Origin of the sequence: Pseudomonas sp. NBRC 111139 (assembly GCF_001753955.1) — a bacterium.
GTDB lineage: Bacteria > Pseudomonadota > Gammaproteobacteria > Pseudomonadales > Pseudomonadaceae > Aquipseudomonas > Aquipseudomonas alloputida.
Window position 1 is genome coordinate 37515 of the sequence record NZ_BCBP01000030.1, and the last position, 21724, is coordinate 59238.

Annotated in this window: 20 protein-coding genes; 11 read left to right on the forward strand and 9 right to left on the reverse strand. The window is 62.2% G+C overall.

Going from position 1 to position 21724, the window contains the following annotated elements; genetic code table 11:
* Positions 1 to 24 precede the first annotated feature (24 nt).
* The 7 genes from ssuB to BJQ17_RS11615 all read right to left on the reverse strand — a co-directional run bounded on the left by ssuB (position 25) and on the right by BJQ17_RS11615 (position 6856).
* Entirely contained in the window at positions 25 to 837 is an 813-nt protein-coding gene (ssuB, locus tag BJQ17_RS11585) for an aliphatic sulfonates ABC transporter ATP-binding protein (RefSeq protein ID WP_003255830.1), read from the reverse strand.
* On the reverse strand, positions 834 to 1631 hold the full coding sequence (gene ssuC, locus BJQ17_RS11590; protein WP_003255831.1) for an aliphatic sulfonate ABC transporter permease SsuC: 798 nt from the start codon (positions 1629 to 1631) through the stop codon (positions 834 to 836). The genes ssuB and ssuC overlap by 4 nt, the downstream gene beginning before the upstream one ends.
* Before the next feature lie 10 nt (positions 1632 to 1641).
* The gene (ssuD, locus tag BJQ17_RS11595) at positions 1642 to 2790 is read right to left on the reverse strand and encodes an FMNH2-dependent alkanesulfonate monooxygenase (protein WP_004576374.1); all 1149 of its coding nucleotides are present in this window, start codon (positions 2788 to 2790) and stop codon (positions 1642 to 1644) included.
* 59 nt (positions 2791 to 2849) lie between these two features.
* Entirely contained in the window at positions 2850 to 3815 is a 966-nt protein-coding gene (locus BJQ17_RS11600) for a sulfonate ABC transporter substrate-binding protein (protein WP_004576375.1), read from the reverse strand.
* A gap of 85 nt (positions 3816 to 3900) precedes the next feature.
* Entirely contained in the window at positions 3901 to 4494 is a 594-nt protein-coding gene (gene ssuE / locus BJQ17_RS11605; RefSeq protein ID WP_003255835.1) for an NADPH-dependent FMN reductase, read from the reverse strand.
* 217 nt (positions 4495 to 4711) lie between these two features.
* Positions 4712 to 5350: a peroxiredoxin gene (locus BJQ17_RS11610; protein ID WP_003255836.1), complete on the reverse strand. Its 639-nt coding sequence runs from the start codon at positions 5348 to 5350 to the stop codon at positions 4712 to 4714.
* Between the two features lie 165 nt (positions 5351 to 5515).
* Positions 5516 to 6856, reverse strand: coding sequence for an OprD family porin (locus BJQ17_RS11615; RefSeq protein WP_003255838.1), 1341 nt, complete (start codon positions 6854 to 6856; stop codon positions 5516 to 5518).
* 518 nt (positions 6857 to 7374) lie between these two features.
* Between BJQ17_RS11615 and tauA the strand changes: the two genes are divergently transcribed.
* From tauA to tauD, 4 genes are read left to right on the forward strand one after another with little or no spacing between them, the layout of a single operon-like run.
* The gene (gene tauA / locus BJQ17_RS11620) at positions 7375 to 8346 is read left to right on the forward strand and encodes a taurine ABC transporter substrate-binding protein (RefSeq protein ID WP_003255840.1); all 972 of its coding nucleotides are present in this window, start codon (positions 7375 to 7377) and stop codon (positions 8344 to 8346) included.
* A gap of 13 nt (positions 8347 to 8359) precedes the next feature.
* Positions 8360 to 9148: a taurine ABC transporter ATP-binding subunit gene (gene tauB / locus BJQ17_RS11625; RefSeq protein ID WP_010951613.1), complete on the forward strand. Its 789-nt coding sequence runs from the start codon at positions 8360 to 8362 to the stop codon at positions 9146 to 9148.
* A complete protein-coding gene (gene tauC, locus BJQ17_RS11630; protein ID WP_003255842.1) occupies positions 9145 to 9984 on the forward strand; it encodes a taurine ABC transporter permease TauC in 840 nt (279 codons plus the stop codon). The genes tauB and tauC overlap by 4 nt, the downstream gene beginning before the upstream one ends.
* A gap of 48 nt (positions 9985 to 10032) precedes the next feature.
* The gene (gene tauD, locus BJQ17_RS11635) at positions 10033 to 10866 is read left to right on the forward strand and encodes a taurine dioxygenase (RefSeq protein WP_003255843.1); all 834 of its coding nucleotides are present in this window, start codon (positions 10033 to 10035) and stop codon (positions 10864 to 10866) included.
* A gap of 63 nt (positions 10867 to 10929) precedes the next feature.
* Here the strand turns inward: tauD and betT are convergent, their stop codons facing one another.
* Together betT and epsC are read right to left on the reverse strand one after the other, a co-directional pair.
* Complete coding sequence (gene betT / locus BJQ17_RS11640) at positions 10930 to 12933, reverse strand: choline transporter BetT (RefSeq protein ID WP_003255844.1); 2004 nt, start codon at positions 12931 to 12933, stop codon at positions 10930 to 10932.
* Positions 12934 to 13201: 268 nt separating this feature from the next.
* Positions 13202 to 14134 (reverse strand): serine O-acetyltransferase EpsC, encoded by a 933-nt coding sequence (gene epsC, locus BJQ17_RS11645; protein WP_003255846.1) that lies wholly within the window; start codon positions 14132 to 14134, stop codon positions 13202 to 13204.
* Between the two features lie 307 nt (positions 14135 to 14441).
* Between epsC and tcyJ the strand changes: the two genes are divergently transcribed.
* From tcyJ to BJQ17_RS11680, 7 genes are all read left to right on the forward strand, one after another.
* Positions 14442 to 15236 (forward strand): cystine ABC transporter substrate-binding protein, encoded by a 795-nt coding sequence (gene tcyJ / locus BJQ17_RS11650; protein WP_003255847.1) that lies wholly within the window; start codon positions 14442 to 14444, stop codon positions 15234 to 15236.
* On the forward strand, positions 15233 to 15901 hold the full coding sequence (gene tcyL, locus BJQ17_RS11655) for a cystine ABC transporter permease (RefSeq protein ID WP_003255849.1): 669 nt from the start codon (positions 15233 to 15235) through the stop codon (positions 15899 to 15901). Before tcyJ ends, tcyL begins: the two co-directional genes overlap by 4 nt.
* Positions 15902 to 15903: 2 nt before the next feature.
* Positions 15904 to 16662, forward strand: a complete 759-nt coding sequence (gene tcyN, locus BJQ17_RS11660; RefSeq protein ID WP_003255850.1) for an L-cystine ABC transporter ATP-binding protein TcyN — start codon at positions 15904 to 15906, stop codon at positions 16660 to 16662.
* A gap of 318 nt (positions 16663 to 16980) precedes the next feature.
* A complete protein-coding gene (locus BJQ17_RS11665; RefSeq protein WP_070096095.1) occupies positions 16981 to 18222 on the forward strand; it encodes an SfnB family sulfur acquisition oxidoreductase in 1242 nt (413 codons plus the stop codon).
* Positions 18223 to 18363: 141 nt separating this feature from the next.
* Positions 18364 to 19545, forward strand: a complete 1182-nt coding sequence (locus BJQ17_RS11670) for an SfnB family sulfur acquisition oxidoreductase (RefSeq protein ID WP_060538820.1) — start codon at positions 18364 to 18366, stop codon at positions 19543 to 19545.
* Entirely contained in the window at positions 19545 to 20930 is a 1386-nt protein-coding gene (locus tag BJQ17_RS11675) for an LLM class flavin-dependent oxidoreductase (protein WP_070096096.1), read from the forward strand. Before BJQ17_RS11670 ends, BJQ17_RS11675 begins: the two co-directional genes overlap by 1 nt.
* Positions 20923 to 21723: a MetQ/NlpA family ABC transporter substrate-binding protein gene (locus tag BJQ17_RS11680; protein ID WP_070096097.1), complete on the forward strand. Its 801-nt coding sequence runs from the start codon at positions 20923 to 20925 to the stop codon at positions 21721 to 21723. The genes BJQ17_RS11675 and BJQ17_RS11680 overlap by 8 nt, the downstream gene beginning before the upstream one ends.
* The last annotated feature ends 1 nt before the right edge of the window (position 21724 follow it).

Below are 21724 nucleotides of genomic sequence, written 5' to 3' on the forward strand. Positions count from 1 at the left end.
TTGCTTCCTTTTGGCTTTTGAGATTCAGTGCGCCCAGCGCAGTTGCGTGGGCAGAGGGGCTACAGGATCCGGCTCGGGCGCAGTGCCCGGGGTGGACAGAACACGGTTGAGCACTTCGCTTTCCAGCGCGGCCAGACGGTGCGAACCACGCGCCCGGGGCCGTGCCAGGTCAACAGTGAGGTCGAGCCCGACCTCGCCGTCCTCAATCAGGATCACCCGGTCAGCCACGGCAACCGCCTCGCTGACGTCGTGGGTGACCAGCAGCACAGTGAAGCCGTGCTGACGCCACAGGCGTTCGATCAGTTGCTGCATCTCGATGCGGGTCAATGCATCCAGCGCCCCCAGTGGCTCGTCCAGCAGCAGCAGGCGGGGCTGGTGAATCAAGGCTCGGGCCAAAGCCACGCGCTGCTTCTGGCCTCCCGAGAGCGCTGCCGGCCATTCGTTGGCGCGGTCGGCCAGGCCAACCGCATCCAAGGCCTCCAGCGCACGCTGTCGCCAGTCACCAGACAGCCCAAGGCCAACGTTGTCGATCACCTTCTTCCACGGCAGCAGCCGCGCGTCCTGGAACATCAGGCGGGTTTCTTCACGGGCCTCTTCCAGCGGCGCGGCACCCGCCAGTAGTTGCCCGGCGGTGGGCTGGTCCAGCCCGGCCAGCAGCCGCAGCAAAGTGCTCTTGCCGCAGCCGCTGCGGCCGACGATGGCCACGAACTGGCCGGCCGGAATGTGCAGGTCGATACCCTTCAGAACTTCGCGTTGACCAAAAGTCTTGCGCAGGCCCTTGGAGGCCAGCGGGGTGCCACGCAGCAGGCGTGGCGGCTGTTCCTTGAGCACGGTCATGCGCCCTCCTTCCTGGCAACTTGATAGGCCGGGTGCCAGCGCAACCACACGCGCTCCAGGCCCCGGGCCGCAAGGTCGGCAAGCTTGCCGAGTACGGCATACAGGACGATGGCCAGCACTACCACGTCGGTTTGAAGAAATTCGCGAGCATTCATTGCCAGGTAACCGATGCCAGCGTTGGCCGAAATGGTTTCGGCAACAATCAGCGTCAGCCACATGAAGCCCAGGGCGAAACGCACACCCACCAGGATCGAAGGCAGCGCCCCCGGCAGGATCACCTGGCGGAACAGGCCGAAGCCGGACAAGCCGTAACTGCGCGCCATTTCCACCAACGCTGGGTCAACGTTGCGAATGCCGTGGTAGGTGTTCAGGTAGATCGGGAACAACGTGCCCAGCGCGACCAGAAAGATCTTTGCCGACTCGTCGATACCGAACCACAGAATCACCAGCGGTATGAGCGCAAGGTGCGGCACGTTGCGGATCATCTGTACCGAGCTGTCGAGCAGGCGTTCACCCCAATTCGACAAGCCGGTGATGAAGCCCAGTACCAGGCCGATGCTGCCGCCGATGACAAAGCCCAGGCCTGCACGCCAGCCGCTGATGGCCAGGTGGGTCCAGATTTCGCCGCTGCGCACCAGTTCGACGCCCGCGCTTACCACTGCGCTAGGTGCCGGCAGGATACGCGTCGACAGCCAGCCAGCGCTGACGGCCAGTTGCCATATGGCCAACAGCAGCACCGGCAGCGCCCACGGCGCCAGGCGCTGGGTCAGGTTCGAAGAAGTTGCACGACTCATGGCCAGGCCCTCAGCTCTGCGACACAGATTTGGGCAGGATGTCGTTGGCCACCATTTCGCCGAACGGGCTTACATAACCACCGGTTTTCGGCTGCTCTGGGCGCTGCACATCAAGGTGCGGGAACAGCAGCTCCGCCACGCGGTAAGACTCTTCCAGGTGTGGATAACCCGAGAAGATGAAGGTATCGATACCCAAGTCGGCATATTCCTTAACCCGTGCTGCCACGGTGGGGCCATCGCCCACCAGTGCGGTGCCCGCCCCGCCACGTACCAGGCCAACACCTGCCCACAGGTTGGGGCTGACTTCCAGGTTGTCGCGGTTGCCGCCGTGCAGCGCGGCCATGCGTTGCTGGCCCACCGAATCGAAACGCGCCAGCGAGGCCTGGGCGCGGGAGATGGTGTCATCGTCCAGGTGCGAGATCAGGCGTTCGGCAGCGGCCCAAGCCTCTTCGTTGGTTTCCCGCACGATCACGTGCAGGCGGATACCGAAGCGTACTTCGCGCCCTTGAGCAGCCGCTTTTTCGCGCACCTGTGCGATCTTCTCGGCAACGGCTGCCGGTGGCTCGCCCCAGGTCAGGTACAGCTCGACCTGTTCGGCCGCCAGGTCCTGAGCGGCCTCGGAGGAGCCGCCGAAATACAGCGGTGGGCGTGGTTGCTGAATCGGCGGGTAGAGCAGCTTGGCGCCCTTTACCTGGATGTGCTTACCGTCGTAATCGACGTTTTCGCCTTCCAGCACCTTGCGCCAGATACGGGTGAACTCGACCGAAGCTTCGTAGCGCTCCTGGTGGTTCAGGTGCAGGCCATCACCCGCCAGCTCGTCCGGATCACCACCGGTCACCAGGTTGAATAGCGCACGGCCATTGGACAAGCGATCGAGGGTGGCCGCCTGGCGTGCTGCCACGGTCGGTGAAATGATGCCCGGACGCAGGGCTACAAGGAACTTCAGGCGCTGGGTCACGGGGATCAGCGACGCGGCCACCAGCCAGGAGTCCTCGCAGGAACGCCCGGTCGGGATCAGCACCCCACCAAAACCAAGGCGGTCGGCGGCCTGCGCGATCTGCTGCAGGTAACCGTGGTCGACCGCACGTGCGCCTTCGGAAGTGCCCAGGTACTTGCCGTCACCGTGGGTTGGGAGGAACCAGAAAATGTTAAGGCTCATTGGAGTCGTCTCCTCAAGGGTGGCTCTAGCCGGAGCGGCGCCCCGGCACTGGCAGTCAATCAAGGCGCGCTAGCGACTTTGGCAGGGGGTGTCCAGATCACGTCCTTGATGCTCAGCGGCTTGGGAATAAGCTTCAGCGCCTGGAACGTGTCGGCGATCTTCTGCTGCGCGGCCACCACGTCCGGGGTCAGCGGCGCAGCGCCGTAGCCTTGGCGTTTGACAGAGGTCAGGGTGATGCCGGCAGGCAGGCCGAGCAGCGGGGCAACCTGGTCGGTCACCTCTTGCGGGTTGGCCTGGGACCATTCACCCACGGCGCGCACTTCCTCGATCACGGTGTTGATCACCGCTGGGTGCTGTGTCGCATAGTTGCGGGTGGCGAGGTAGAACTGGTGGTTGTCGACCAGGCCCTTGCCGTCACGCAGGGTGCGCGCTTGCAGCTGCTGCTCGGCGGCGGCCTGGTAAGGGTCCCAGATCACCCAGGCATCCACGCTGCCGCGCTCGAAGGCGGCGCGGGCGTCGGCTGGCGGCAGGTAGACAGGCTGGATGTCGCTGTACTTGAGGCCGGCGTCTTCCAGGGCGCGGACCAGCAGGTAGTGCACGTTGGAGCCTTTGTTGAGGACGACCTTTTTACCCTTGAGGTCCTTCACCGACTGGATCGGCGAGCCCTTGGGCACCAGGATCGCTTCGCTGTGCGGCGCTGGCGGCTCGTAGGCCACGTAGAGCAGGTCGGCGCCAGCGGCCTGAGCGAACACAGGAGGCGTCTCGCCGGTTACGCCGAAATCGATGGAGCCGACGTTCAGCCCTTCAAGCAGCTGCGGGCCGCCGGGGAATTCGGTCCATTGCACCTGTACTCCCTGCTCGGCCAGGCGCTTCTCCAGCGTGCCCTTGGCCTTGAGCAGCACCAAGGTGCCGTATTTCTGGTAACCGATACGCAGGCTCTCGGCCTGGGCTTGGGTAATGGCGCCGAAGGACACAGCCGCCGCAAACAGGGCGACCAGACCACGACGCAAGAAGACTGTGCGCATGGCGCTCTCCTGTGCGAATGGGGTTCGGGTTGCACCTGCTTGCCTCGTTAACGGGCGAGTAAGGTGGTGAAGCGGGTAATGCCGTTCAGATGCTCCAGCGAGCGCTGATCAGACGTTCGTTCAGTACGCCAGGGGCCACGGGGCGCGGCCGACGGGCCAGGGCGACGTGGAAGGTTTCCAGCGAGTCGTGCAGGCGTTCTTCCAGCGCCTGTACCAACTGCGCGGGCTTTGTACCTTCTGCGTAAGCCACCTGGCTGTCGTCGGCAAAGATCCCTTGCAGGGTCTCTTGTGCCTTGAGTGCCGACAGCACCGGCTTCAATGCGTAATCCACCGCCAGCATGTGGGCGATGCTGCCGCCAGTGGCGATGGGCAACACGATCTTGTGGGCCAGGGCGCGCTCGGGCAGCAGGTCAAGCAAGGTTTTCAGGGCACCGGAAAACGAAGCCTTGTACACCGGGGTGGAGACGATCAGGCCATCGGCCTGGGCCACCAGCTGCTGAAAGTGTTGCACATGCGGGCTGTCGAAACGGGCATGCAGCAGGTCTTCGGCGGGAAAGTCACGCACTTGGAATGTCACCACTTCAACGCCGCGATCCTGCAGCCACTGGCGCGAACGCTCGAGCAGCACGCCGGAGCGTGAACGGAGACTTGGGCTACCACCGATTGAGACGACCAGCATTGCTGCGCTTCCTTGTGTTCTGTTGGAGGAGACATTAACAGCTGCTACATATATCTAGAAATCATATTTTTTCATTTGTTTATTCCATTATTGTCTTTACCCATAAAGCCCTCCTCGCGGGCGCGCCCGCTCCCACAGTTTTTACAGGCATAAAAAAGGGCCGTCGAAACGGCCCGAAAATCCCTGCTTGGCTAAGAGCAATGCAACGAGGAATCCATTAACGATTGGGTTGAGGGGTTAGGCGCAGATAGGGTTTGACCGCCCGGTAACCTTTGGGGAAGCGCTGCTTGATCTCCTCCTCGTCTTTGAGCGAAGGCACGATCACCACTTCATCGCCGTCCTGCCAGTTACCCGGTGTGGCGACCTTGTGGTTGTCGGTCAGCTGCAGCGAGTCGATCACCCGCAGAATTTCGTTGAAGTTGCGCCCGGTACTGGCCGGGTAGGTAATGGTCAGGCGCACCTTTTTATTCGGGTCGATGATGAACAGCGAGCGCACGGTCAGGGTGTCGCTGGCGTTCGGGTGGATCAGGTCGTAAAGGTCGGACACTTTGCGGTCAGCGTCAGCAATGATCGGGAAGTTGACCACGGTATTCTGTGTTTCGTTGATGTCATCGATCCACTTGTGATGCGAGTCGACCGGGTCCACCGACAGGGCGATGGCCTTGACCCCGCGCTTGGCAAACTCGTCCTTCAGCTTGGCGGTCAGGCCCAACTCGGTGGTGCACACCGGGGTGAAGTCGGCCGGGTGGGAGAACAACACCCCCCAGCTGTTGCCCAGCCACTCGTGGAAGCGGATCTTGCCTTCGCTGGAATCCTGTTCGAAATCGGGGGCGATATCGCCGAGTTTGAGGCTCATGGGCTGCGGCTCCTGGGCTGGGTTCTGTACCGTATGGGCTCAATGTGCCTGCATTCAGTTAAAAATAAAAAGAATAAATAACGATTTATTTATAACCATAACGCATACGAATTAGCAGGCACAAAAAAGCCTCGCACTAGGCGAGGCTTTCTTTGTGGCTACGACTTACAGGAAGCTGTAAGTGTAGTTCACGATGAAGCGAGCCTGATCCTGGTCGGCACTGCTCTCGCCGGCACCACGGTACACGCCTTGGCGCAGGCTGAAGCCCAAGCCTTTGAGGGCACCTTCCTGGAGGGTGTAGTCGATGCGCGCATCGCGTTCCCATTCATTGTAGGTACCGCTGCCCGACTTGTTGCGGATATCGTCACCACGCAGGTAAGCAACCGATGCCTTCAGGCCTGGCACACCCAGCGCCGCGAAGTCATAGGAGTACTGACCGAAGGTGGTGTTTTCACCAGCACGGGCGAACTGGTTGATCATGCTGTCGGTGAACAGGTAGAAGCTGGAGCCGCCAGCACCTTCCGAGGTGCCGCTGTCGTTGCTCAGGCTGCCCTGGTTCAACCATACGAAGCCACCGTCGTCACCCACTTGCTGGTGACCGAGCATCAGCGCGTGGCCACCCAAGGTATAGGTGAACATGGCGGACCAGGTCTTGTTGTCGATCTCGCCGGTGTTTTTGGCGTAGCCACCGTTGTTGTTGAAGTTGTAAGCGCTGTCGTTGCCATTCTTGCCGTCGCTGCTGCTGTCGAAGTAGCGCAGGTCGGTCTTGAACGACTGGTCGTCAGCGATCTTGAACACGTGGGTCGCGCCCAGGAAGTGCTGCTTGTAGAAGTCTTCCAGGTTCGAGTAGTAGTACTGCAGGGTCAGGTCTGGAGTGAGCTTGTAGTCCAGGCCACCATAGCGGAACTTGTTGCTCTCGGCATTGGAACCGGCGACAGACAGACCGGTACGGTTGCTCGAAGCACGGCCCATGGCGTGGGTCAGCTGACCCGCGTTGATGGTCAGGTTGTCGATTTCCTTCGACTGGATGGTGCCACCCTCGAAGGTTTGTGGCAGCAGACGGCCATCGTTGGAAACCAGGATCGGCAGGTTCGGTGCGAGCGCGCTACCGAAATGCGCTTCGGTCTTGGAGAAGCGCGCCTTGGCATTGGCACCGAAACGAGCCCACTGGGCTGCAGAACCTTTGCCGTCATCCGGGAAGAAGCCGGACTTGTGGTAACCCTCGCCACCATCCAGGTGAATACCCCACAGCGCTTGGGCATCAACACCAAAGCCTACGGTGCCTTGGGTAAAGCCCGAGATGTAGTCGAGCTTGAAGCCCTGGCCCGACTCACGCTGATCCGGGCGCTCCGCACCCGGTTTTGCGTGATCTTCACGGTTGTCGCCGTTGTAGTACATGGTGCGCGAGCTGAGCGACAGTTTGCTGTCCTCAACGAAACCGGCAGCGCCTGCTTGTTGGGCGAGAACCCCCAGTGCCACGGCCAGAGCCAGGCTGGACTTGTACATGTTTTGCTCCTCTACGTTCTAATTTTTGTGTATCTCTGGCGGAGGGGTCTGATGCCCCGCTCACCGGGATGGGCGATTTAGTCCCAAAGCGTGACTGTTAAGTCAATCGTTTCTAAACGTTTCGCGACTTTGGTCTAAGACGCCACCTGCGCTACAGGATAATGACAATCCTATAAATCCAAAATGACTGTTTTATGAATTTGTAAGACTTTTAAGGAATATATTAGGAACCTTTACTGCCATTCGTTGTAGCTGCGACTCATTTAATAACTTTTGGTTATTTGCAAACGTTTGCTCATAACCTAATGCCAAATCGTTCTATCGGGCCTAGAACGCCTCGCACGCCTCTCTGATTTCGCCACGGGTCATGGCGCACTCACCCCTTGTTCGCCTGCGAAACGCCTGGCTTTAAAGCGTTTGGCTCCTAAGCTAATGCAAAAAAGTTATTTATTTTAATTTTCTTAGATCATTTAGCCTTCTCGTCATCCAACCCGACTTGCCTGACGAGAGGTTCAACCATGATCCCGCACGCTCCGCTGCGCCTGTTCGCCGCCCTGACCCTCGCCAGCACCAGCTGGTTGGCCCAGGCAGCCGACCTGACAGTGGCCTACCAGACCACTGTCGACCCGGCCAAAGTGGCACAGGTCGATGGCGACTACGAAAAAGCCAGCAAGGCCAGCATCGACTGGCGCAAATTTGATAACGGCGCAGACGTGATCACTGCCGTGGCCAGCGGCGACGTGCAGATCGGCTACCTGGGCTCCAGCCCGCTGGCCGCTGCCGCCACCCGCAAGCTGCCGGTTGAAACCTTCCTCATCGCCACCCAGATTGGCGCGGGTGAAGCGTTGGTGGCCCGTGACAGCATCAAGTCGCCGCAAGACCTGATCGGCAAGAAGGTCGCCGTCCCGTTCGTGTCCACCGGGCATTACAGCCTGCTTGCCGCACTGAAAAGCTGGAATATCGACCCTTCCAAGGTACAGATTCTCAACCTGGCGCCGCCAGCCATCATTGCCGCCTGGAAGCGCGGCGACATCGATGCGACCTACGTGTGGGACCCGGCCCTGGGCGTGGCCAAGGAAAACGGCAAGGTCCTGATCACCTCTGGTGAGCTGGCACAGAAAGGCGCGCCTACCTTCGATGCCTGGATCGTGCGCAAGGACTTCGCCGAGAAACACCCTGATGTGGTCAAGGCCTTTGCCAAAGTCACCCTCGATGCCTACGCCGACTACCGCAAGGACCCGAAAGCCTGGCTGGCCGACAAGGGCAACGTAGACAAGCTGGTGAAGCTGTCCGGTGCCAAGGCCAGCGACATCCCGGTGCTGCTGGAGGGCAACGTCTACCCGCTGGCCGCTGACCAGGCCAACGCCCTGGGCGCGCCGACCACCCAAGCGCTGACGGACACCGCCAACTTCCTCAAGCAGCAAGGCAAAGTCGAAGCAGTGCTGCCGGACTACTCGCCGTACGTCAGCGCCAAGTTCCTTCCAAACTGATCCGGAGCCCGTCATGGCCTTGCTCGAGCTGGAGCGCATCAGCGCACAGTACCCAGGCGCCAGCACCCCGGTGCTGGCCGACATCAACCTGAGCCTGGGACCACGCCAACTGCTGGTGGCCCTGGGGCCTTCCGGCAGCGGCAAGACCTCACTGCTCAACCTGATCGCCGGCTTCGTCGCCCCCAGTGGCGGTCACATCACCCTCGATGGTGTGCCGGTGCAGGGCCCCGGTGCAGAACGCGGCGTGGTGTTCCAGGACGATGCCCTGCTGCCATGGCAGAACGTGCTGGGCAACGTCGCCTTCGGCCTCGAACTGGCCGGCGTACCCCGCGCCCAGCGTGAGGCCAAGGCCCGCGAAATGCTCACCCTGGTCGACCTCGATGGCTTCGGCGAACGGCGTATCTGGCAATTGTCCGGTGGCCAGAAGCAGCGCGTGGGCCTTGCCCGGGCGCTGGCGGCTGACCCTCGGGTACTGCTGATGGATGAACCGTTCGGTGCCCTCGATGCCTTCACCCGTGAGCAGATGCAAGAGCTGCTATTGCAAGTTTGGCAACGCACCGCCAAGCCGGTGTTCCTGATTACCCACGACATCGAAGAAGCGGTGTTCCTCGCCAGCGAACTGGTACTGCTGGCGCCCAACCCGGGACGCGTAGTGGAACGCCTGCAGCTGAACTTCGGCCAGCGCTATGCCGCTGGCGAATCGGCCCGGGCCATCAAGTCCGATCCAGCCTTCATCGAAACCCGCGAGCATGTGCTGGCGCGGGTGTTTTCCCAACGCCAAAGCCTGCAGGAGCGCGCATGAGCAGCCTGGACCTGCCGGTCGCCGGCAAACACAACACCCAAACCCGGCCAGCCGCCACGCTACGCCGCCCACTGTCCACCCGCTGGATCAGCACCCTGACCCTGGCCAGCCTGCTACTGGTCTGGTGGCTGGTGACGGCTGCCGGTTGGGTAGAGCCCCTGTTCCTGCCCTCGCCCGGTGACATCCTGGCCAAGGCATGGACCTTGCTGACCCAAGGCTACATGGATGCCAGCCTGTGGCAGCACCTGGGCGCAAGCCTGGGCCGCATCGGCCTGGCGCTGGTGGCTGCGACCCTGACCGCAATACCAGTCGGCATCGCTATCGGCTACAACCGCGTAGCCCGCGGCATTCTCGACCCGCTGATCGAGTTCTACCGGCCCATCCCGCCGCTGGCCTACCTGCCGCTGATCGTCATCTGGTGCGGTATCGGCGAGTTGTCGAAAGTGCTGCTGATCTACCTGGCAATCTTCGCCCCCATCGCCATTGCCACAGCCACCGGTGTGCGCACGGTAGATCCGGCCAAGCTGCGCGCGGCGCAGTCGCTGGGCGCAACCAAGGCCCAACTGATCCGCCACGTCATTTTGCCCAGTGCATTGCCTGACATCCTTACCGGCATCCGCATTGGCCTGGGGGTCGGCTGGTCGACCCTGGTGGCCGCTGAACTGATCGCCGCCACCAGCGGCCTGGGCTTCATGGTGCAATCGGCGGCGCAGTTTCTGGTCACCGACGTGGTGGTGCTGGGCATCCTGCTGATCGCCCTGATCGCCTTCGCTCTGGAAATGAGCCTGCGTGCCCTGCAACGCAAGCTGGTGCCCTGGCATGGGCAGATTCACTGAATTCCATTGTCCACGCCAGCACACTGGCGCCCGATTGAAGAGACCGACATGAGCCTGACCATCACTCCCCTAAGCCCAGCACTCGGCGCCCAGATCAGCGGCGTGGACATCAGCCGCGATATCAGCGCAGAAGAGCGCGATGCCATCGAACAGGCACTGCTCCAGCACCAGGTGCTGTTCCTCCGTGACCAGCCGATCAACCCGGAACAGCAGGCGCGCTTTGCCGCCCGCTTCGGCGACCTGCACATCCACCCGATTTACCCCAACGTGCCGGACACCCCGCAGGTGCTGGTGCTCGACACGGCGGTTACCGATGTGCGCGACAACGCCGTGTGGCACACCGACGTGACCTTTTTGCCGACCCCGGCACTGGGCGCGGTACTCAGCGCCAAGCAATTGCCTGCTTACGGTGGCGATACCCTTTGGGCCAGCGGCATTGCGGCCTTCGAGGCCTTGTCGGCGCCGCTGCGTGCAATGCTGGACGGGCTGACCGCTACCCACGACTTCACCAAGTCGTTCCCGCTGGAGCGCTTTGGCACCACGCCGGAAGACCTGACGCGCTGGGAGGCCACCCGGCGCAACAACCCACCGCTGTCGCACCCGGTGGTGCGCACGCATCCGGTGAGCGGGCGCAAGGCGTTGTTCGTCAATGAAGGGTTCACTACACGCATCAATGAACTGAGCGAACTGGAAAGCGATGCGCTGCTGAGGCTGCTGTTCGCCCATGCGACGCGACCGGAGTTCAGCATTCGCTGGCGTTGGCAGGAGAATGACGTGGCGTTCTGGGACAACCGCGTGACCCAGCATTTTGCGGTGGATGATTACCGGCCGAACCGGCGGGTGATGCACCGGGCGACCATCCTTGGGGATGCACCCTACTAGCGGTTGCCTGTCCTGGGCTCTTCGCGGGCTTGCCTGCGAAGAGCCCAGGACAGGAGAGCTTGGTCAGCGCACCAGGTGCAGGTACTGCATGTGCCGCTCGTACTGGTCGAGGATGTCGTTGATGATCTGCTCCTTGCTGTAGCCCACCAGGTCATAGTTCTGGCTGCCTTCGCTCAGGTGCACCTCCGCCCGGTAATAGCGGCGGTTCTTCAACTCCTGCGTACCCAGCCCCCCCAAGGCGAACGATGGTGTGAAATAGCCACGCATCTGCACTTGGTAAATGAACGGCTGTTCCTCGCCATGGCCAATCTTCAGGCTGACGTTGTCATGGCTAGGGTCGTCCTGGGTAATCAGTACCAGGCCTTTCTGCTCGAACACTTCACGCACATCGGCAATCGCCGGGCGCACCACATCATCCATGAAACGGTACACCTCATCTCGTGACGGGAAGTGCACCGCCTGGCTCAGGCGCTGGCGCCAGCCGCCACGGCCGCGACGTGACTGGGCGAACGGGGCCAGCGAGTGCATCTGCGCGATCTGCCGCTGCGACTCCAGGTAGAACGCCTTGTGCAGCCCCCACATCATGCACAGCAGAATGAGCGAGAACGGCAGCGACGTCAGCACCACTGCCGACTTCAGCGAATCAATGCTGCCAGCGAACAACAGCGCACTGGTGATCAGTGCAGTCATCGCCCCCCAAAAGATACGCAGCCAGTTCGGCCCATCTTCATCAGCGTCACCGCCCTTGGCCGACAAGGTCGACAGCACCACGGTGCCCGAGTCGGCCGAGGTGACGAAGAACACGAAGCTGATGAACACCGTGGTGGCGATGACTGCCTTGCTCCAGGGGTAGGTTTCCAGCAGCAGGTACAGGCTCATCGACGGGTTGTCCAGCGCCGACTGGCCCAGTGCGGTCATGCCGTGGTTGATCACCTGGTCCAGGGCGCTATTGCCGAAGATCGACATCCACGCCAGGGTGAAGCCCAGCGGAATCAGCAGCACGCCAAAGACGAACTCACGGATGGTACGGCCACGGGAGATGCGGGCGATGAACAGGCCCACGAACGGCGCCCAGGCAATCCACCAGGCCCAGTAGAACACGGTCCAGCCGCCCAGCCAGCCCCGGTTTTCACCATAGGCATACACGTCGAAGCTCTTGCGCGGCAACGCACCCAGGTAGTCGCCCAGGTTCTGGATCAGCGTGTTGAACAGGTGCTGGGTAGGCCCGGCGAACAGCACGAACAGCAGCAGCGCACAGGCCAGGAACAGGTTGATGTCGCTCATCACCCGCACCCCCTTCTCCACCCCGGCCACGGCTACGGCCACAGCCGCGCCCATCATCAGGGTGATGAGGATCACCTGCACCCACTGGCTGTGGCTGATGCCGAACAGGTAGTCCAGACCGGCGTTCAGATGCAGCACCCCAAAGCCCATGTCGGCGCCCAGGCCGAACACCGTGGCGATGATGCCGAAGCCATCCACCGCATAACCGATCGGGCCGTTGATGCGCTTGCCAATCAGCGGGTACAGCGCCGAACGCAGGGCCAGCGGCAGGTTATGCCGGTAGGCGAAATAGGCCAATGCCATGCCGACGAAGGCGAACACCCCCCAGCCATGCAGGCCCCAGTGCAGGAACAGGATCTGCATCGCCTGGCGCCCGGCCTCGACCGTGCCGGCTTCGCCTTGGGGCGGTTGCAGCATGTGGGTCAGCGGTTCGGAGACACAGAAGAAGAACAGCGTGATGCTGATGCCGGCGGCGAACAGCATGCCGGCCCACGACAGGTAGCTGAACTCGGGTTCGTCGTGGTCGGCACCGAGTTTGATCTTGCCGTAGCCAGACAAGGCGGTGACCACCACGAAGACCAGGTACAGCGTCATCGCCAGCATGTAGTACCAGCCGACCGTGTTGGCCGCCCAGTTCTGCGCCGCCAGCAACCAGTCACCTGCGGCTTGCGGGTTGGAGATGACTACCAGGCCAAAGATGAGGATGAAACTCGCCGCAAAGTAGAACACCGGGGGGTTCATGCGGATTTTGCCGTTGGCAGCGGAAGGGTTCGGTGCACTCATAGGGCGTGCACCTCGTCGAATGACGTGAGGTTCGGAATGAACGGGTTCAGCAAAGGAATCCTCCTGTTGAACACCGGCAGCGGACCAGCGTTTTTCATTGAACAAGCGTTCAAGTTAAACATGGATCGGATTTCAATGCGAATTGGGGCGCCGATTGGTGTCGTCCTGTTTCGGCCTCTTGCGGGTAAACCCGCACCTACATCTGGTACGTCCGTCGTAGGCGCGGGCTTGCCCGCGAAGAGGCCAGCAAGGCAATCGCAATGCGGGATCAGTTCTTGTCCTGGCAATCCAGTTGCAGGTTGGCCTGAGTAATGTTGCTTTCAGCCGGCACACTGCGCGTCAGCCACACATTACCGCCAATGGTCGAACCCTTACCGATGGTAATACGCCCCAGCACCGTGGCCCCGGCATAGATCACCACATCGTCCTCGACGATCGGGTGGCGTGGCAGGCCTTTATGCAGCGTACCCGACTCATCGCTGGGGAAACGCTTGGCGCCCAGGGTCACCGCCTGGTAGATGCGCACGCGCTCGCCGATGATCGCGGTTTCACCAATGACCACACCCGTACCATGATCGATGAAGAAGCTCGGGCCGATCTGCGCCCCCGGGTGAATGTCGATACCGGTGGCCGAATGCGCCAGCTCCGAACTGATCCGCGCCAGCAGCGGCAGCCCAGCCTTGTACAGGTGGTGTGCCAGCCGGTGATGGATGATCGCCAGGATGCCCGGGTAGCACAGCAGCACTTCATCGACGCTGCGCGCTGCCGGGTCGCCGTGGTAGGCGGCCAGCACATCGGTGTCGAGCAGAACGCGCAGTTCCGGTAGCGCAGCTGCAAAGCCCTGGATCAGGCTCAGCGCACGGGCGTCGACGCCCGCCAGCTCAGCCTTGCTTTGCCGTGCCGCGTAACGAAGTTCAAGACGAGCCTGGGCCAGCAAGGCGGTCAGCGCGGCATCCAGGGTATGGCCGACGTAGAAGTCTTCACTTTCTTCGCGCAGGTCGACTGGCCCCAGGCGCATGGGGAACAGCGCCCCGCACAGTTGCTCCAGAATCTGTCGCATCGCTTCACGCGACGGCAGCTCGCGCCCGCCCTGCTCGCCAATACTGCGGCCATTACGGGTGCGCCATTGCTCACGGGCCCCGCGCAGGCCAGTGACAATGCTCTGCAACTGCCAATGCGCGGATGAAGGTTGTTCGCTCACGGTGTTCTCCTGCCGTATAGGCCATCTGATTTTGTTGCCAGGCCCGCGAAAAGGCCGAACCTGCCTGCTGCAATCCACTTTACGGCAAATCTGAGGCTTGGAAAAAACAACGCTTTATTCCATCCTGCACTAAGTCAGGCATAAGCCGCGATGACGGAGTGGGTATCGTCGCCTACCCTCAAAGCAGCCAGCACCTGGCGCAAATCAAAAAAGGAATATTAAAGTTATTTTTTAGTATTTCCCGGCCTAATCAGCCAACCCTATAGTCGCCACCTCACTACCTAGACAACAAGCGCGGGGCTCTGACATGTCGAAATTCGCCAAACCGCTACTCAACGCCAGCCTGGCCCTCCTGCTGGGTGCCGGCCTGCTCAGCCAGGCTTTCGCCGGCGAGCAATTGAAGACCATTCAGGAAAAAGGCGTCATCAACGTCGGCCTCGAGGGCACCTACCCGCCATTCAGCTTCCAGGACGAAAACGGCAAACTGACCGGCTTCGAAGTGGAGCTGTCTGAGCTGCTGGCCAAGGAGCTGGGGGTCAAGGCCAAGATCCAGCCGACCAAGTGGGACGGCATCCTCGCCGCGCTGGAATCCAAACGCCTGGATGTAGTGGTCAATCAGGTGACCATTTCCGAAGAGCGCAAGAAAAAGTACGACTTCTCCGAGCCCTACACTGTCTCCGGCATCCAGGCACTGATCCTGAAGAAGAAAGCCGAGCAGCTGAACATCAAGGGCGCACAGGACCTGGCCGGCAAAAAGGTCGGCGTAGGCCTTGGCACCAACTACGAACAGTGGGTGAAAAAAGACGTGCCGCAAGCCGATGTGCGCACCTATGAAGACGACCCAAGCAAGTTCGCTGACCTGCGCAACGGCCGTATCGACGCCATCCTGATCGACCGCCTGGCGGCGCTGGAATACGCGCAAAAAGCCAAGGACACCCAACTTGCTGGCGATGCCTTCTCGCGCCTGGAAAGCGGCGTGGCCCTGCGCAAAGGTGAGCCGGAACTGTTGGCAGCTATCAACAAGGCCATCGACAAGCTAAAAGCTGACGGCACGCTGGCCAAGCTGTCCGAGAAGTACTTCGGTGCCGATGTCACCAAATGATCGCTGAAAGCCTGCAACTCGTTGTCGATTCCGCGCCCTTCCTGCTGAAGGGCGCGGGTTATACGGTGCTGCTCAGTGTCGGCGGCATGTTCTTCGGTCTGGTGCTGGGCTTTGCCCTGGCGCTGATGCGGCTGTCGAAGATTCTGCCGCTGAACTGGCTGGCGCGGGTCTACGTGTCGTTCTTCCGCGGCACGCCGCTGCTGGTGCAGCTGTTCGTCATCTATTTCGGCATGCCGCAAATCGGCATCGAGCTCGACCCAATCCCCGCTTCGCTGATCGGCCTGTCGCTGAACATGGCGGCCTACATCTGCGAGATCCTGCGCGCAGCCATTTCCTCGATCGACCGTGGCCAGTGGGAAGCAGCCGCCAGCATCGGCATGACCCGCGTGCAAGCCATGCGCCGGGCGATCCTGCCACAGGCCTTGCGCACCGCGCTGCCACCGCTGGGCAACAGCTTCATCTCGCTGGTAAAGGACACTGCCCTGGCGGCAACCATCCAGGTGCCCGAGCTGTTCCGCCAAGCCCAGCTGATTACAGCGCGCACGTTCGAAGTGTTCACCATGTACGTGGCGGTCGCGGTCATCTACTGGGTGCTGTGCAGCATCCTTGCGCACTTCCAGAACCGCATGGAAGCGCGGGTCAACCAGCATGACCAGGAGCATTGAGCATGATTGAAGTCAAAGGCCTGACCAAGCGGTTCAAGGGCCAGACCGTGCTCAACGGTATTGACCTGACCGTGCAGCCCGGTGAAGTGGTGGCCATCATCGGCCCCAGTGGCTCGGGCAAAACCACCTTCTTGCGCTGCCTTAACCTGCTGGAAACCCCCGATGCCGGGCAGATCCAGATCGGCGCCATCAGCATCGATGCCAACCGCCCTTTGGGCGGGCAGCAGGGTGCGATTCGCCGTTTGCGCCAGCAAGCCGGGTTCGTGTTCCAGAACTTCAACCTGTTCCCCCATCGCACTGCCCTGGAGAACGTGATCGAGGGGCCGGTGATCGTCAAGAAGACGCCTCGCGAACAGGCCATCGAGCTCGGCCGGCGCCTGCTGGCCAAAGTCGGCCTGGCGGGCAAGGAAGACGCCTACCCACGGCGCCTGTCCGGCGGCCAGCAGCAACGCGTGGCCATCGCCCGCGCCCTGGCCATGGAACCAGAGGTAATCCTGTTCGACGAACCGACCTCGGCGCTGGACCCGGAGCTGGTCGGTGAAGTATTGGCGACCATCCGCGGCCTGGCCGAGGAAAAGCGCACCATGATCATCGTCACCCACGAGATGAGCTTTGCCCGGGACGTGGCGAACCGGGTGATCTTCTTCGACAAGGGCGTGATCGTGGAGCAGGGCGAAGCCAAGGCGCTGTTCGCGGCGCCGAAGGAAGAACGTACCCGGCAGTTCTTGCGCAAGTTCCTCGGGACTGCGGCCTCCGAGTAAACCTGTTCCGGCCCTTTCGCGGGTAAACCCGCTCCTACAGTGAATGCACAGATCTTGAGGCATGTGTAGGAGCGGGTTTACCCGCGAAGAGGCCAGCACGCCCTTAACAAATCCCCCCCTTCTATAAATATTCCAAAAAGTTAGTTCATAAAATTTTTATAAATCATTAGGGTATATAAACCGGACCACCGGACCAGCACACATCTGTCGCGATCAGCTGTAGCGACATAACTATTTTGTGAGGTCAGGAATGGTCAGGATCACAATCACCCCAGTGCGTAACGCCAGGGCATTGAGTGCAGCCAAGGAGCGGCACTGATGCCCAGCCAAGCCAACACCCAATTCCATAGCGATCTGGACAGCTCGCCCCCGCTGCTGCCGGCCAAGGTACTGCGCAACGACGCCGAGGCCCTGCAAGCGGCCCGCGAACTGGCCGATGTCGCCCGTGAGCAAGCTGCCCGGCGCGACCAGCAACGCAAACTGCCCTGGGCCGAAATCGAACTGTTTACCCGCAGCGGTCTGGGCAGCATCAGCGTACCCAAGGCCTACGGTGGCCCCGACGTATCGTTCGCAACCGTCGCCGAAGTGTTCCGCCTGATCAGCGCCGCCGACCCCGCCCTGGGGCAGATCCCGCAGAACCAGTTCGGCATGCTGCAACTGCTGCGCCTGACGGCCAGCGAGGCGCAGCAAGCGCGGATCTTTCGCAGCGTGCTCGACGGCTGGCGCATCGGCAATGCCGGGCCTGAGCGTGGCACCAGGGATACCCTCACCCTCAAGGCCCGAATCACGCGCGCCGGCGACAGCTACCGCATAAGTGGCGAGAAGTTCTACTCCACCGGTGCCTTGTTCGCCCATTGGGTGGCGGTAAAAGCCCTCGACGACGAAGGCCGCCAGCGCCTGGCATTCGTGCGCCGGGGCAGCCCGGGGTTGCGCATTGTCGATGACTGGTCCGGGTTCGGCCAGCGCACCACCGCCAGCGGTACCGTGCTGCTGGACCAGGTGCCGGTGGACGCAGAACTGGTAATCGACAACTGGCGCCAGCGCGATATCCCCAACATTCAGGGCGCCGCTTCGCAGCTGATCCAGGCGGCGATCGACGCTGGCATCGCCGAAGCAGCTATCGATGATGCGATCACCTTCGTGCGCGAAAAGTCCCGGCCGTGGATTGAAGCCAACGTCGACCGTGCCAGTGACGACCCTTATGTAATTGCCGACATCGGCCGCCTGAAACTCGAGCTGCACGCCGCCGAAGCGCTGCTGCGCAAAGCCGCTCGGGTACTCGACGAGGTCAATGCTGCGCCTATCGACGCAGCCAGTGCGGCACGTGCCTCGATTGCGGTGGCCGAGGCCAAGGTGCTGACTACCGAAATTGCCCTGCAGGCCAGCGAAAAGCTGTTCGAGCTGGCCGGCAGCCGCGCCACCCTTGCCGAGTTCAACCTCGACCGCCACTGGCGAAACGCTCGGGTGCACACCCTGCACGACCCGGTGCGCTGGAAGTACCACGCGGTGGGCGCTTACCACCTTAACGGCACCCTGCCTGCACGGCATTCCTGGATCTGATTTGCTGCCTTTGGGGCTGCTGCGCAGCCCTTCGCGGGCTTGCCCGCTCCCACAGGATTGCCACCGCCTGAACGGGCATCACTTCACCTGTGGGAGCGGACAAGCCCGCGAAGGGCCACAAAGCGGCCCCCGGAGAACTCCATGACAATCGCTATCATCACCAACGACGCCCAAGCCCTGGCCGTCGCCGAAGACATCGCCCAGCAACTGCGCCGCGACAGCGCCTTGCGCGACCGCGAGCGCCGCCTGCCGCTGGCCGAACTCGAGCTGTTCACCCGCTCCGGCCTGTGGGCCATCAGCGTGCCCAAAGCCTTCGGCGGTGCCGGCGTATCCAACGTCACCCTGGCCAAGGTCATCGCCCGTATCGCGCAGGCCGACGGTTCGCTGGGGCAGATTCCGCAGAATCATTTCTACGGTCTGGAAGTGCTGCGGGTAAACGGCAGCCCCGAACAGCAACAGCGCCTGTACACCGAGGTACTGGCCGGCCGCCGTTTCGGCAATGCCCTGGCCGAGCTGGGCACCAAGACCGCCCACGAGCGCACCACCCGCCTGAGCCGTGACGGCGACGGTTTCCGCATCAACGGGCGCAAGTTCTATTCCACAGGCGCCATCTATGCCCAACGCATTCCAACCTCGGTCGTGGATGAACAAGGCATACAACAGTTGGCCTTCGTCCCGGCCGACAGCCAAGGGCTGCAGGTGATCGACGACTGGAGCGGCTTCGGCCAGCGCACCACCGGCAGCGGTTCGGTGGTGTTCGATAACGTGTACGTCAGCGCAGCCGACGTGGTGCCGTTCCAAAGCGCCTTCGAGCGCCCTACCCCGGTCGGCCCGCTGGCGCAGATCCTCCATGCCGCCATCGACACCGGCATTGCCCGCGCCGCCTATGAAGACGCCCTGCACTTCGTGCGCACCCGCAGCCGTCCGTGGGTCGACTCCGGCCTGGACAAGGCCACGGATGACCCGCTGACGCTGAAAAGCTTCGGCCATCTGGCGATCCGCTTGCATGCGGCCGAAGCCCTGCTGGAGCGCGCAGGCGAATACCTCGACCGCGCCCGCGACGACAGCACTGCCGACAACGTGGCCGCCGCCTCCATTGCCGTGGCCGAAGCACGCGCCATCAGCACCGAAATTTCCCTCACCGCCGGTACCACCCTGTTCGAACTGGGCGGCAGCCAGGCAACATTGGCCGAACACAACCTCGACCGCCACTGGCGCAACGCTCGCGTGCACACCCTGCACGACCCGGTGCGCTGGAAGTACCACGCCATCGGCAACTACTACCTCAACGATGCCAACCCGCCACGCCGGGGGACCATCTGATGGCCAAGCAGATTCTGCTCAATGCCTTCAACATGAACTGCATCGGGCACATCAACCACGGTCTGTGGACCCACCCACGGGACACTTCAACCCAGTACAAGACCCTGGACTACTGGACCAACCTGGCACGCCTGCTGGAGCGGGGTCTGTTCGACGGGCTTTTCATTGCCGACATCGTCGGCACCTACGACATCTACGGCAAGTCTCTGGACGTCACCCTCAAGGAGTCGATCCAGCTGCCTGTCAACGACCCGCTGCTGCTGGTCTCCGCCATGGCTGCAGTCACTCGTCACCTGGGTTTTGGCCTTACCGCCAACCTCACCTACGAGGCGCCGTACCTGTTCGCCCGGCGACTTTCCACACTCGACCACCTGAGCAATGGCCGGGTGGGCTGGAACATTGTCACCGGCTACCTCGACAGCGCTGCCCGGGCCATGGGCCTGGCGCAGCAACCGGCGCATGATCGCCGCTACGACCAGGCCGATGAATACCTGCAGGTGTTGTACAAGCTGCTGGAAGGCAGTTGGGCCGATGACGCAGTGGTCGCCGACCGCGAGCATCGCGTCTATGCCACGCCCGACAAGGTGCGCAAGGTTCAGCACCAGGGCGAGTTCTACAAGGTCGAAGGCTACCACCTGTGCGAGCCCTCACCCCAGCGCACCCCGGTGCTGTTCCAGGCTGGCAGCTCTGCGCGTGGCTTGGCCTTCGCCGGCAACCATGCCGAATGCGTGTTCATCAGTGGCCAAGACAAGGCAGCCACCCGTGCCCAGGTCGACAAGGTTCGCGCGGCCACCCAGGTCGCCGGCCGCGACCCGCAGGCAGTCAAAGTGTTCATGGGCATCACGGTGATCGTCGCGGCCACCGAGCAACTGGCCCAGGCCAAACACGCCGAGTACCTGCGCCACGCCAGCGCCGAAGCGGGCGTCGCGCACTTCGCCGCGTCCACTGGCATCGACTTCGCCGCCTATGAACTGGACCAACCCATTGCCTTCAGCCAGGGCAACGCCATCCAGTCAGCCACGCGCCAGTTGCAAGACAACGCCTGGACCCGCCGGCGCCTGTTGCAGCAACACGCCCTGGGCGGCCGCTACGTAACCCTGGTCGGCGCGCCTGAACAGGTGGCCGAGCAGTTGATCGCGTGGATCGATGAAACCGGCCTGGACGGTTTCAACCTGACCCGCACCGTCACCCCGGAGAGCTTCGAGGACTTCGTCGAGCTGGTCATCCCGCAACTTCAGCTGCGTGGCCGCTACAAGACGGCCTACACCGAAGGCACCCTGCGCGAAAAACTGTTCCAGGCCGACCACCCGCACTTACCCGCCGACCATCCTGGCTCGGCTTACCGCTTTACCCCTGCCCCGACTGGAGCCCTGCACCATGCTTGAGAAACTGTTCCGGCCCGTCGCGGCCATTGCCATCACCCTCGGCCTGTGCGCCGGTGCCCTTGCTGCCGAGCCGTTGAAGATCGGTACCACCTCGGCCTTTGCCATTCCGCTGGAAGCCGCGGTGGAAGAAGCCCACAAGCAAGGCCTGGAAGTGAAGCTGATCGAGTTCAGCGACTGGATTGCGCCCAATGTCAGCCTCAACAGCGGCGACATCGACGCGAACTACTTCCAGCACATCCCTTTCCTGGAAAACGCCAAGGCTGCTGCAGGCTTCAACCTCGTGCCTTACGCCCCGGGCATCATCAACAACGTTGGCCTGTACTCGAAAAAGTACAAAAGCTTTGCCGAGCTGCCTGAAGGCGCCAGCGTGGCCATCGCCAACGACCCGATCAACAGCGGCCGTGGCCTGCTGCTGCTGGCCAAGGCCGGGTTGATCACCCTGAAGCCCGGCGTGGGCTACAAGGCCACCGAGGATGACATCGTCGCCCACCCGAAAAAGCTGAAGATCCTTCAGGTGGAGGCGGTGCAACTGGTACGTGCCTACGACGACGCCGACCTGGTGCAGGGTTACCCGGCCTACATCCGCCTGGCCAACACCTTCGATGCCACCTCGGCGTTGCTGTTCGACGGGCTGGAAAACAAGGAATACGTGATCCAGTTCGTCATTCGCCCGCAAAGCAAGGACGATCCACGCCTGGCCAAGTTCGTCGACATCTACCAGCATTCGCCAGCGGTGCGCGCTGCGTTGAACAAAGCTCACGGCAAGCTCTACCAAGCCGGCTGGGAAGGCTGAC